Source organism: Bacillus mesophilum (assembly GCF_008923265.1).
In the GTDB taxonomy this organism is placed as follows: Bacteria; Bacillota; Bacilli; order Bacillales; family Cytobacillaceae; genus Cytobacillus; species Cytobacillus mesophilum.
The window spans coordinates 271,489-284,459 of record NZ_WBOT01000002.1 but is presented as its reverse complement, the minus strand read 5'-3'; the positions used below and the strand labels follow the sequence as shown (position 1 = coordinate 284,459).

Sequence of the window (12,971 nt, the reverse complement as noted above, 5' to 3'; positions counted from 1 at the left end):
GCTTAAACCCTTATCACAAAAGGATTTTTTGCGTTATTGATTGAAAAATTCCGCGAGTTGATATATGATAAGGCATGCTTAAACAAATATACGTCACAACGTATAGAATTCAGTAATTTTGTTTACAAATGAATGTAAGAATCTATTTACTGAGTTATATTGTTTTGGGAGGAGGTGAAAGTAATGAACAAGACAGAACTAATCAACGCAGTTGCTGAAGCTAGCGAGCTTTCCAAAAAGGATGCTACTAAAGCAGTCGATGCTGTTTTCGATACAATTTTAGAAGCGCTTAAAAACGGTGATAAAATTCAACTAATCGGTTTCGGAAACTTTGAAGTACGCGAGCGTGCAGCACGTAAAGGCCGCAACCCGCAAACAGGCGAAGAAATCGAAATCGCTGCAAGCAAAGTTCCTGCTTTCAAACCAGGAAAAGCGCTTAAAGACGCTGTAAAATAAGTACATATATGTGCGATAGAAACCGCGAGATCATTCTCGCGGTTTTTGTTTGTGCTTAAAAAATTTAAATTTATGCTTAAGGGCTTCAGTTAGCAACATGGGCTTGAGTGAGATCGGTCATGACAAACATTAGGATGAAAAGATTAGCCCTAAACGTTTCGGCAAGATGTTTTTGCTAGTAAGTCATAGATTATGCTAATATGAAAGTTATGAGCTATAAGAACCAGTGATGATTAGGAGGAACAATCATGGCATCAGTTAATACTGCACAGATAGAAGAAGCGGTCCGTCTCATACTAGAAGCTATTGGAGAAAATCCAAACAGAGAAGGGCTATTAGATACGCCAAAACGAGTGGCAAAAATGTACGAAGAAGTATTTATGGGATTAAATCAGGATCCTAAAGAATATTTCCAGACTGTATTTGGCGAAGATCATGAAGAACTCGTGTTAGTGAAAGATATCCCGTTCTATTCTATGTGTGAACATCATCTTGTCCCGTTTTTTGGTGTCGCACATGTAGCATATATACCGAAAAACGGAAAGGTAACAGGATTAAGCAAGCTGGCAAGGGCAGTAGAGGCTGTTGCGAAACGTCCGCAGCTGCAAGAACGAATCACATCTACAGTAGCAGATTCAATCCTTGAAACATTAGAGCCGCATGGTGTTATGGTTGTTGTTGAAGCAGAGCATATGTGCATGACAATGCGCGGTGTTAAAAAGCCTGGTTCAAAAACGATTACATCTGCAGTAAGAGGAGTTTTTGCAGAGGATGCTATTTCTCGCTCAGAAGTACTTTCACTTATAGCGAAGAAATAAGCGAAAGCAATTTAAGCTAAACTGAAGGAACATGTTTTATGGGCAGAGCAGCCATGAAGTTTCTCATTAATAAATTCTCTGCCTTAAGTACTTCAAGAAAAAGGATGATCATGATGGAAAAAAACAGTAATGATTATATAGTCATCAAAGCTATTGAAGATGGTGTAAATGTAATTGGACTTACAAGAGGTTCCGACACAAAGTTTCATCATTCTGAGAAACTTGATGAAGGTGAAGTGCTGATCGCACAATTTACGGAGCATACATCAGCGATTAAAATTAGAGGAAATGCAATTATAAAGACATCCTATGGAGAAATTGAAAGCGATGCAAAGAAATAAGCACGCTGCTAAACTGGCAGCGTGCAAATTCCTTTTATATTCCTCTAACATGGTACTGTAATTTATGATATAATTGTCTCTGCCTTAAATGGGCAGCGGCAAAGTCAAATACAAGTTCAAAAGTAACCGCATGAGGTGCTTTTTTTATAGAATTGAACAGTGTTTATTAAATGAAAGAGCTTAACGTAAAAATTATATATACATATCATTTTATTTTTAAAAATGCCAAACATAATAGATAGATCTATTTCGCCAATGAAACATGATTGCTTATTCCTTAAAAGTAAAAGAGGTTTATTAGGACCGGCTGTCTGACTCAATGGTAGATGGATGAAAACTTTTGAATCAAGGGTGATTGCATGCAAAAACTTACCACTAATTTAGCAGATGTGAAATCACAAATACATGAGCATGTCAAACACTCATACTTATTTAAATATATAAATGAACCCGTTATTGATGAAGATAAACTTTTATTATTTACTTCAATTTTTTCTCTATATGATCTGCCAAAAGTGCAAGCCGAACAATATGCTGTGACTGCAATGCTCGTCCAAATAGCATTAGATACCCATGAACTCGTTGAAAATGGAGAACTGAATGCCGAATTGCATAAAAGCAGACAGCTGACCATTCTGGCGGGCACTTATTATAGCGGTCTTTATTATAAAATTTTATCATCAATTGAAGATGTAGGGATGATTCGTACGCTTGCAGAAGGAATTAAAGAGGTTAATGAACATAAAATCTCTGTCTATCGTAAAGATAGTAAAAGTATTAAAACCTTAATGGACTCGGTAAAGAAAATAGAATCTGCTCTTTTTGAAAGAGTTCTTACTTACTTTAATAGTGAGAATTTACAGGGCTTCACAGCGAATATTTTATTTTACAAAAAGCTTCTAATGGAAAGAGATCGCTTCTTTAAAGAGAAGCCTTCAATTGTTTTTGAAGCATTAGGAGAGCTTGTTTTTCCAGAGGCTGATCTGCAAAATAGCTCAATAGACTACAGAGATGAATTACTATCAATTGCTGATTCGTATATAGAAAATACAAGGCAGGAAATTGAAAAGTTGTACAAACAAATTCCTTATATGAACAGCTCACTTCAGCAAAAAATTCAGGCAATGATAGATTATGATACACATAAGGTGAAATCATTTGCGGAGGAAGGGTAAGCATGCAACAATCAAAAGAAGAACGCGTTCATAAGGTGTTTGAGAAGATTTATGGGAATTATGACAAAATGAATTCTGTCATTAGTTTTCAGCAGCATGTTAGATGGCGTAAGGATGTCATGAAACGAATGAATGTGCCTAAGGGTGCAAAAACGCTTGATGTATGCTGCGGCACTGCTGACTGGTCCATTGCATTAGCTGAAGCCGTTGGAGATCAAGGGGAAGTTTTTGGATTGGATTTCAGTAAAAATATGCTCAAAATTGGAGAGCAAAAAGTAAAAGAATTGCAGCTAAATCATGTAAAGCTAGTGCATGGCAATGCGATGGAGCTTCCGTTTCCAGATGATTCATTTGATTTTGTCACCATTGGTTTTGGTCTTAGAAATGTACCAGACTATCTGCAGGTTTTAAAAGAAATGCGCCGTGTTGTTAAACCAGGAGGAAAGGTCGTCTGTCTTGAAACCTCACAGCCTACACTGCCGGTATATAAACAGCTGTTTTATTTGTATTTCCGTCATATTATGCCGTTTTTTGGTAAACTATTTGCGAAGAGCTTTGATGAATATGCATGGCTGCACGAATCGGCAAAGGATTTTCCCGGCATGAAGGAGCTTGCAGAATTATTTAAAACTGCTGGATTGACGAATGTTCATTATAAATCGTACAGTGGCGGAGTAGCTGCTGTTCACATAGGGATGAAGGAAAAATAATATTGGATCTGAATGCTTTGTTCATTACTAAGTGTATGATGCATTAGGGATTTATAAGCTAGGTGAGATGAAGATATGAAATTGAAAATGATGTACTCATTTTTGAATTCAGATATAAACGTGATAGAAGAAGCATTGGAAAACGCTATTCAAGCCCAGTCACCGCTGCTTCACCAGGCTTCTCTGCACTTATTGCAAGCAGGGGGGAAAAGACTGCGACCTGTATTTGTATTGCTTGCAGGTAAATTTGGAGACTATGACATCAACAGAATGAAGGATGTTGCTGTTTCACTTGAGCTGATTCATATGGCTTCACTTGTTCATGATGATGTGATTGATGATGCAGAGCTGCGCAGAGGTCAGCTTACCATAAAAGCGAAGTGGGACAACCGAATCGCCATGTATACTGGCGATTATATATTTGCGCGGGCTCTTGAACTAATATCCAATATCGATAAGCCATATGCACATCAAATTTTATCAAATACACTAGTTGAACTTTGCATAGGTGAAATAGAGCAAATAAAAGACAAATATAACTTCGATCAAAACCTTCGCAGTTATTTGCGCAGAATCAAAAGAAAAACAGCTATTTTAATTGCTGTCAGCTGTCAGCTTGGAGCCATTGCAGCGGATGTAGAGGATGAGCTGCACAAAAAATTGTATAAAATTGGCTATTATATTGGCATGTCATACCAAATCATAGATGATGTGCTGGACTTTATCGGAACAGAACAAGAGCTTGGAAAACCTGCTGGCGGTGACCTGCTTCAGGGGAATATAACACTTCCCGCATTATTTGCGAGTGAAAATAAGCAAATACATGATAAAATGGTCAATGTTTCAGAGCACACAACACGTGAGCAAATACAAGAAATCATAACGCTTATTAAAAATTCTGGTGCAATCGAACGTTCTTTAAAGGTCAGTGACCAATATTTGCAAAAGGCACTTGTGCTGATTGACGAACTCCCAACTAACCGCTCAAAGCGGGCATTCCGAGATCTTGTGCGTGTGATTGGGAAGCGGCGATTCTAACTCGATTTTCATTTTTCTAAGTTATTTTATTTGACAGAAAAATTTGAAGTTGAATAATTGTCAAATAAATGTTAATATTTTCGTGGATTGTCTATGACAGCCATATACATATAACTTAGGAGTGGAGACTATGCAAAAGACGTTTTTAATGGTCAAGCCTGATGGGGTACAGCGGAATTTAATTGGTGAAATTGTTTCTCGTTTTGAAAAGAAAGGCTTCCAGTTAGTTGGAGCAAAATTAATGAGTATTCCAAAAGAGCTTGCCGAAGAGCATTATGGTGAACATAAAGAACGTCCATTTTTCGGTGAGCTTGTTGATTTTATTACTTCTGGCCCAGTGTTTGCTATGGTTTGGGAAGGCGAGAATGTGATCGCAACAGCTCGTCAAATGATGGGTGCTACTAATCCAAAGGATGCAGCTCCTGGAACTCTGCGCGGAGACTTTGGTGTCATTGTCGGCAAAAATATTATTCATGGTTCCGATTCTCCTGAAAGTGCGGAGCGTGAAATTGGCTTATTCTTTAAACAAGAAGAATTGGTTGAATATAATAAATTAATGAATGATTGGATTAATTAATCATTAGATAACTTTAGGAACTGGTTAATCAAAAAACCACTTGCATTTGCAAGTGGTTTTTTGTAACCGTATACAATGTTTAAGAGGAAATTTAGGTGATTCTATTTTCTTCTATTTTCAGTTATACTTTTAACTAGGACTATCGATAGAGGAGAATAGAAATGGTTCAAGAATATCAGGAATTTATAATGAATATTAAGAAGAAGACAGGAATTGACTTAGGGGCTTATAAGGAAGCACAAATGAAACGGCGACTGGAGTCTTTATACGATAAAAAAGGATTTACATCATTTCGTGATTTTTATCACGCTATCAACCAGGACAAAAGCCTTCTGGATGATTTCTTGGACCGTATGACCATTAATGTATCGGAATTTTACCGAAATGCAAAGCGGTGGGAGGTATTGGAGAATAAAATCCTGCCTCAAATATACGGAAGAACAAAGCAAGTAAAGGTTTGGAGTGCAGCTTGTTCTACTGGTGAGGAGCCCTATACGCTTGCTATGATTATGTCAAAAATGATGCCGCTCTCCCAAATTAACATCCTCGCAACAGACCTGGATGAAAAGGTCATTGATCGTGCCAAAATTGGGATTTATCCTGAAAGATCATTAAACGAAGTTCCTTCAGAAATGAAACAGAAATACTTTCAAAAAGAAGGCAGTTTATATAAAATTTCAAATGAAATCAAAAAAACGGTGACATATAAAAAGCAAAATCTGCTGTCTGATTCATTTGGCGGGCCATTTGATTTAATTGTATGCCGAAATGTTCTCATCTATTTTACCGAAGAAGCTAAAGATGGCCTTTATTATAAATTCAGCCAAGCATTAAAGCCAGAAGGGTTCTTTTTTGTCGGAAGCACAGAACAGATTTTCAATCCTGGAAAATACGGTTTCCAGACAGAGGATACATTCTTTTATAAAAAAAGCTGAAAAGAAGAGGCTGGACTGAAATATTTAGCACAACCATAGAAACGAATGGTTAGAAAGTGGATCTTTCTAACATTCGTTTTTTTATTTGTAATTCAAAAATATATCGTTTTAATTACAAGTATAATGGAGCGGAGGGCCTCGACTCCTGTGGATAATAAAGGAAAGCGGGAAGAACGGGCTAGGTTAAATAACCAAACCAGAACATTGAATTTCGTGTTCTAGACATATTATTCTAGTTTTGCCCCATCCAACTCTCTGCATTTTTTTCCACAGAACCTCATTTCCCAACCAGCACTCTGCTTTTCAGCTTAAAGCCTTCATGGTAAAATGACTGAAATTGATCAAACAAGAAAAATTTTCGAAATTCAAAAATTTTTCTATGTTTACATAAGGGCATATGTTATATTGGTACATAATCCTTTAACAAGTTGAAGGGGGAAAGAGTTTTGAGATACTTAACATCTGGAGAATCACATGGACCACAGCTGACAGCAATAATTGAAGGGTTACCAGCTGGGATGCCGCTAGTCGATTCGGATATAAATGAAGAATTATCAAGGCGCCAAAAAGGTCATGGAAGAGGGCGCCGCATGCAAATTGAAAAAGATACAGTCAATATTACAAGCGGTGTACGACATGGTTATACACTTGGCTCACCAGTCTGCCTTGCAGTCGAAAATAATGACTGGAAGCATTGGACCAAAATTATGGGTGCTGAGCCGTTACATGAGGACGAATTGGCTGAAATGAAAAGGGTCATTTCAAGACCAAGACCTGGACATGCTGATCTAAATGGTGCCTTAAAATATGGCCACCGAGATATGAGAAATGTACTAGAACGCTCTTCAGCACGCGAAACAACCGTGCGGGTTGCAGCTGGTTCTGTTGCCAAAAAACTTCTAAGCCTATTAGGCATAAAAATTACTTCTCACGTTCGGGAAATTGGCGGTATTAGTGCAGATATTAAAGAATATCCGCCAATTGATGAGATGATGAAAATTTCGGAAGCTTCTCCTGTCCGCTGTCTCGATGAAGATGCTGGACAGAAAATGATGAACTTAATAGATGAAGCAAAGCAAAATGGCGATTCAATTGGCGGTATTGTTGAAGTAATTGTTGAAGGCATGCCTCCTGGAGTTGGCAGTTATGTTCACTATGATCGAAAGCTGGATGCGAAGCTTGCTTCCGCCATTGTCAGTATTAATGCCTTTAAAGGAGTAGAATTTGGAATCGGTTTTCAGGCTGCAAGAAAACCTGGAAGTGAAGTACATGATGAAATTGCATGGAACGAAACAGATGGCTACTACCGCAAGTCTAATAACCTAGGAGGTTTTGAAGGCGGAATGACAACTGGAATGCCAATCGTCGTCCGCGGGGTTATGAAACCAATTCCTACACTATATAAACCATTGCAAAGTGTGGATATTGAAACAAAAGAACCGTTTACTGCAAGCATTGAAAGATCTGACAGCTGTGCTGTTCCTGCTGCAGCTGTTGTAGCAGAGCATGCAGTGGCATGGGAGCTTGCCTCAGCACTTGTTAGCCAGTTTTATGCAGACCGTTTCGAGACTCTTCTGGAAACAGTGGAGATGCAAAGAACATATGCGAGGGAATTTTAATGAAGGCTGTTTCTGTTCAAACTTCTTCAAAAGAGTATCCAGTTTTAATAGGGGAAAAGATCATCCATGAGCTTCCCCTTTTTTTACATAATGAATTTCCTCAGCTGACAAAGCTGATGATTATAAGTGATGAAAACATTGGCAGATTATATTTGCAAGATTTGCTTGAAGTGCTTTCAGACTTTGAATCCAGTCATATAATTGTTCCTAATGGTGAAAATGCAAAAACGTTTGAAGTATACCATGAATGCCTAACATTTGCGCTAAAACAGCAGTTGGACCGTAAATCACTCGTACTGGCATTTGGCGGCGGAGCAGTTGGAGATTTAAGCGGGTTTGTTGCTGCAACTTATATGCGCGGTATTCCTTTTATCCAGATCCCTACTACCATTCTGGCACACGATAGTGCAGTTGGAGGAAAAGTGGCGATTAACCATGAACTCGGGAAAAATATGGTTGGTGCCTTTTACCAGCCAGAAGCCGTTTTTTATGATTTAGAATATTTGCGTTCACTGCCAGAGAGAGAAAAGAGATCTGGCTTTGCAGAAGTAATCAAACATGCTCTTATTCATGACCTCTCTTTTTATGAGGAGCTCAAAGAAAAGGTCAAAACTATAGAAGATCTTCAAGCTCAATTGATACAACCTTATTTAGCTAGAGGTATTGAGATTAAAGCGAATATAGTAGGAGAAGATGAGAAAGAAACAGGTAAACGTGCCTTTTTAAATTTTGGACATACACTTGGTCATGCAGTTGAAGCAGAGATGGGCTATGGCGGCTGGTCTCACGGAGAAGCGATTATTGTTGGCATGAGGTATGCCATCCAATTAAGTAAAAAATATAATAATCTCGCTTTTAATGATGAAGAATTTACAAACTGGCTAATTTCATTAGGATATCAAACAGAGATCCCGGCTGAAATTCCAGCTGAAAAACTTCTGCAGCGCATGAAGCAAGATAAAAAAACGATTGGTTCATCCATTACATTCGTATTGCTTGAAGCAATAGGGAATCCAATACTGATGAAAATAGCTGATGAAGAATTAATGGCGGAACTTGAGCGTTTTGTCAAAAATGGATAAGACGAAGTAAAAATACTTAGACAGGATGTAAAGGAGGAAAAAAATTGATCAGAGGGATTAGAGGAGCAACCACGGTTGACGAAAACAGTGAAAAGCTCATTTTAGAAGAGACAGAAATGCTGCTCAAAGAAATAATTAAAGAGAATAAGCTCGAAGCGGAGCAAGTTGCCTCTGTACTCTTTTCAGTAACAGAAGATCTGACAGCGTGTTTTCCTGCAAAAGCAATGAGAGCAATTGACGGCTGGAAATACGTTCCTGTCATGTGTACACGAGAAATTCCTGTGCCAGAATCCTTGTCTCTCTGTGTGCGAGTGATGATGCATGTTAATACAAGCAAATCTCAGCAGGAAATAAATCATATATATTTGCGTAATGCCATTTCGCTGCGACCGGACTTGGCGGAAACGGAAAAAGAATAAACACTATTAATGAGGCTTTCTAATTAGAGGTGGGGATAACGATGAAATGGAAGGAACAGCTTTTAAGTTTAACACCATATCAGCCAGGAAAATCAATTGAAGAAGTGAAAAAGCAATATGGCTTAGCAGAAATTACAAAGCTGGCATCAAATGAAAACCCATTTGGCTGCTCAAAAGCAGCATCTGATGCTATGCAGAAGGACCTTTCTTTTTACGCTTTATATCCGGATGGTTATGCACAGGAACTGCGTGATACGCTTTCAAACTTTTTGAAGGTAAAACCAAGTCAGTTAATCTTTGGGAATGGATCCGATGAAATCATTTTAATGATTGCAAGAGCACTGCTAAGTCCTGGGACGAACACAATTACATCTGCTCCTACTTTTCCTCAATACAAACATAACGCTATTGTTGAAGGTGCAGAGATTAGAGAAGCTCCGCTTAAGAATGGCGGCTTTGACTTAGATAAGATGCTGGAGCTTATAGATGAAAATACATCCGTTGTATGGATCTGTACACCAAATAATCCAACTGGTGTCTATATTCCTGAAAAGGATCTCATTGCATTTATAGAAAAAGTTTCTGAAGATGTTTTAGTTGTAATTGATGAAGCTTATTGTGAGTATACCACTGCCGAAGATTATCATGATTCTGTAAAACTTGTAGAACGTTTTCCAAACGTCATTGCGTTAAGAACTTTCTCAAAAATATATGGCCTTGCCAGTCTTCGAATTGGCTATGGAATTGCTAATGAGAAGATCATTCGCGGCTTAGAGCCTGTCCGTGAACCTTTCAATGCAAATAGATTTGCTCAGGCTGCAGCAATAGCTGCCGTTGGAGACCAATCTTTTATTGAAAACTGTAAAGAAGCTAACCGGAAGGGATTAGAACAGTTTTATACTTTCTGCAAAAGCAGGGATCTGAAATATTACCTTTCCCAAGCAAACTTTATTTTAATTGATTTTGCTGCAGATGCAGATGAAGTTTTTCAATATTTACTTGAAAAAGGTTACATTGTACGTTCCGGCAAAGCGCTTGGATTTCCTGAAGCAGTGAGAGTAACGATCGGTTCAGAACAGCAGAATGCAGGAGTCATCTCTGCAATGGAGCAATACCTCAAAGATCAGAATGACCGCAATTAAAATAGTTTCAGAGGTGATCGATCTGCCTCTGAATTTTTTTCAATTTACACTTAAATTGAAGAGACTTTCCTTATTATTACAAATAAAAAGTTGATACAGTGTGAAACTCGTTTCAAAGGGAGAGGTCATATCATGCAAGGAAGAGTATTGATGATCGGATTGGGGCTTATTGGCGGATCTCTTGCCCTTTCAATTAAAAAAGCTCATGAAAAAGCTTGGGTTGTTGGCTATGATGTTAATGAAGAACAAGGAAGATTAGCAAAAATGCTGACAGTTGTAGATGAATTAGCAGTCTCAATCGATGAAGAAGCAGTGAAGGCAGATTTGATATTAATTGCAGCTCCTGTTATAGAAACCGAGCATATCCTTCATCAATTGTTGAGGCTCGAGCTTAAGGGAAATGTTATTATTTCGGATGCTGGAAGTACAAAGCAGGAGATTGTTCGTGCAGGTGCAAAATTTAAAGAAAAGAACATTGCCTTTATTGGAGGACATCCAATGGCAGGTTCACATAAAAGCGGAGTTTCTGCAGCTCGCCCGCTGCTTTTTGAAAATGCTTTTTATTTGCTCACACCTGAAGATCATATTAAAGAAAATCAACTAAATCTCCTGCAAAATTGGCTCTCAGGCACCAATGCAAGGTTTTTAGTTGTCAGTCCAAAAGAACATGATCAATTAACAGGGGTTATCAGTCATTTTCCGCATATTATTGCAGCCTCCCTCGTTCATCAGGCTAAGAGGTCTGGCGAAACCCATGAGCTTGTGCCACGTTTAGCTGCTGGTGGATTCAGAGATATAACAAGAATCGCCTCCAGTAATCCAAACATGTGGAGAGACATTTTATTGCACAACAAAGCTGTCCTGCTCGAGCTTTTGGAGGATTGGCAGCTTGAAATGGAAAAAGTGAAAACGATGCTTAGTTCTGCTAGTGGCTCGGAAATTCATCACTATTTTGCTGATGCCAAGCATTATCGTGATGATCTGCCCCAAAAGCAGAAAGGGGCTATTCCCGCTTTTTATGATTTGTTTGTAGATGTGCCCGATTATCCTGGTGTCATTTCGGAAATTACGGGATACTTAGCTAAAGAAGAAATTAGCATTACAAATATAAGCATACGTGAAACAAGGGAAGATATTATGGGTGTGCTCGTCATCAGCTTTCAAACAGAGGAAGATCGCAGCAGAGCCATTTCTTGTATAAAGTATCATACACAATATGACACAACAATAGGGTTTTAGGAGGTAAAATTGTGAAGATAGTACATGATATTCCTGGATTAAAAGGAAACGTACAGGTGCCAGGTGATAAATCAATATCACATCGCTCGATCATGTTTGGGGCAATCGCCACTGGAGAAACAAAAGTAACGAATTTTCTGCAAGGGGATGATTGTTTAAGCACGATTTCCTGTTTTAGAAAACTTGGTGTCCAAATAGAATTACAGGAAGATCAGGTGGTTATTAAAGGATCAGGCTTAGCTGGTTTAAAAGAACCTAAAGATATTTTACATGTTGGTAATTCAGGCACAACCATTCGACTAATGATGGGAATCCTGGCTGGCAGAGATTTTCACTCCGTTCTGATTGGCGATGAATCAATTGCCAAACGGCCAATGACAAGAGTAACAAAGCCGCTTCAGCAATTTGGTGCAAGCATCCAAGGAAGAAAAAATGCAGAATTCACGCCAATTTCTTTAAAAGGCGGTCCTTTACAGGGAACTACATATGAAATGCCGATTGCAAGTGCACAGGTAAAATCGGCGCTGCTGTTTGCTGGCCTGCAGGCAGATGGAACAACAACAATCATCGAGCAGGCAAGAACAAGGGATCATACAGAAAAAATGATCAAGGCTTTTGGCGGAAAAGTCCAAGTCGATGGATTGAAGGTCAGTGTGCAAGGCGGTCAAGAACTTAAAGGCACAACGGTGCATGTTCCTGGTGATATATCGTCAGCAGCATTTTTTCTCGCGGCTGGTGCCATCGTGCCAAACAGTAAAATCACCTTGAAAAATGTCGGTTTAAACCCAACGCGTACAGGTATGATTGATGTTTTATCAGCGATGGGAGCAAATTTACAAGTGGCTCCATACGAAAACGGGCAGGCTGAACCAGCTGGAGATCTTACCATTCAGACATCTGCTTTAAGAGGGACTGTTATTGATGGTGAATTAATTCCTCGGCTCATTGATGAAATTCCGATCATTGCTCTTCTCGCAAGTCAAGCAGAGGGTCAAACGATCATTAAAGATGCAGAGGAATTGAAGGTAAAAGAAACGAATCGTATTGATACTGTTGTGAATGAGCTACGTAAACTGGGTGTGAAGATTACTGCTACCGATGATGGAATGGTGATTGATGGGAAGTCAGCTATTTCAGGCGGCAAAGTATCAAGCCACGGCGACCACCGAATTGGAATGATGCTTGCTATTGCTGCTGCCATCAGCAAAGAAGAGATCCATTTAGAAGAAGCTGAAGCCATCTCGGTCTCATACCCGAATTTTTTTGAGCACTTGCACAGTTTAATTTCAGAATAATGTTTTGATTTTATCATTGTGTGAAGAGAAAACAGCCTGATAAGGAGGGATCAATTTGATCCTACCCAATCAGGCTGTTTTTTGCAGAAATGAAGATATTACCAGCTTGTTCTATTGAGAAGTAA

At 38.7% G+C, this 12,971-nt stretch carries 14 protein-coding genes; all 14 read left to right on the top strand.

All coding sequences use genetic code 11. The annotated features are described in order from the left end of the window. The first annotated feature begins 183 nt into the window (after positions 1 to 183). The 14 genes from hbs (at position 184) to aroA (ending at position 12,846) form a co-directional block, all read left to right on the top strand. A complete protein-coding gene (hbs, locus tag F7732_RS06275; RefSeq protein ID WP_066444147.1) occupies positions 184 to 456 on the top strand; it encodes a non-specific DNA-binding protein Hbs in 273 nt (90 codons plus the stop codon). Positions 457 to 704: 248 nt separating this feature from the next. Next, entirely contained in the window at positions 705 to 1,274 is a 570-nt protein-coding gene (gene folE, locus F7732_RS06270) for a GTP cyclohydrolase I FolE (protein ID WP_066444150.1), read from the top strand. A 110-nt stretch (positions 1,275 to 1,384) separates the two neighbouring features. After that, positions 1,385 to 1,615, top strand: coding sequence for a trp RNA-binding attenuation protein MtrB (gene mtrB / locus F7732_RS06265; protein ID WP_192913010.1), 231 nt, complete (start codon positions 1,385 to 1,387; stop codon positions 1,613 to 1,615). Between the two features lie 359 nt (positions 1,616 to 1,974). Further along, positions 1,975 to 2,790, top strand: coding sequence for a heptaprenyl diphosphate synthase component 1 (locus F7732_RS06260; RefSeq protein WP_151573089.1), 816 nt, complete (start codon positions 1,975 to 1,977; stop codon positions 2,788 to 2,790). 2 nt (positions 2,791 to 2,792) lie between these two features. Beyond that, entirely contained in the window at positions 2,793 to 3,500 is a 708-nt protein-coding gene (locus F7732_RS06255; RefSeq protein WP_151573088.1) for a demethylmenaquinone methyltransferase, read from the top strand. 75 nt (positions 3,501 to 3,575) lie between these two features. After that, positions 3,576 to 4,538, top strand: a complete 963-nt coding sequence (hepT, locus tag F7732_RS06250; protein WP_151573087.1) for a heptaprenyl diphosphate synthase component II — start codon at positions 3,576 to 3,578, stop codon at positions 4,536 to 4,538. 130 nt (positions 4,539 to 4,668) lie between these two features. Continuing rightward, positions 4,669 to 5,115, top strand: coding sequence for a nucleoside-diphosphate kinase (gene ndk / locus F7732_RS06245; RefSeq protein WP_151573086.1), 447 nt, complete (start codon positions 4,669 to 4,671; stop codon positions 5,113 to 5,115). A gap of 161 nt (positions 5,116 to 5,276) precedes the next feature. Continuing rightward, a complete protein-coding gene (locus tag F7732_RS06240; protein ID WP_151573085.1) occupies positions 5,277 to 6,050 on the top strand; it encodes a CheR family methyltransferase in 774 nt (257 codons plus the stop codon). Positions 6,051 to 6,496: 446 nt separating this feature from the next. Continuing rightward, positions 6,497 to 7,669, top strand: coding sequence for a chorismate synthase (gene aroC, locus F7732_RS06235; protein WP_151573084.1), 1,173 nt, complete (start codon positions 6,497 to 6,499; stop codon positions 7,667 to 7,669). After that, positions 7,669 to 8,751, top strand: a complete 1,083-nt coding sequence (gene aroB / locus F7732_RS06230) for a 3-dehydroquinate synthase (RefSeq protein WP_151573083.1) — start codon at positions 7,669 to 7,671, stop codon at positions 8,749 to 8,751. Before aroC ends, aroB begins: the two co-directional genes overlap by 1 nt. Before the next feature lie 44 nt (positions 8,752 to 8,795). Further along, positions 8,796 to 9,170 carry a chorismate mutase gene (gene aroH / locus F7732_RS06225; protein ID WP_151573082.1) on the top strand — a complete coding sequence of 125 codons (375 nt, stop codon included), beginning with the start codon at positions 8,796 to 8,798 and terminating at the stop codon, positions 9,168 to 9,170. A gap of 41 nt (positions 9,171 to 9,211) precedes the next feature. Further along, positions 9,212 to 10,312 carry a histidinol-phosphate transaminase gene (gene hisC / locus F7732_RS06220; RefSeq protein WP_151573081.1) on the top strand — a complete coding sequence of 367 codons (1,101 nt, stop codon included), beginning with the start codon at positions 9,212 to 9,214 and terminating at the stop codon, positions 10,310 to 10,312. A 132-nt stretch (positions 10,313 to 10,444) separates the two neighbouring features. Then, entirely contained in the window at positions 10,445 to 11,551 is a 1,107-nt protein-coding gene (locus F7732_RS06215; protein ID WP_151573080.1) for a prephenate dehydrogenase, read from the top strand. Between the two features lie 11 nt (positions 11,552 to 11,562). Further along, positions 11,563 to 12,846 (top strand): 3-phosphoshikimate 1-carboxyvinyltransferase, encoded by a 1,284-nt coding sequence (gene aroA, locus F7732_RS06210; RefSeq protein WP_151573079.1) that lies wholly within the window; start codon positions 11,563 to 11,565, stop codon positions 12,844 to 12,846. Positions 12,847 to 12,971 lie beyond the last annotated feature (125 nt).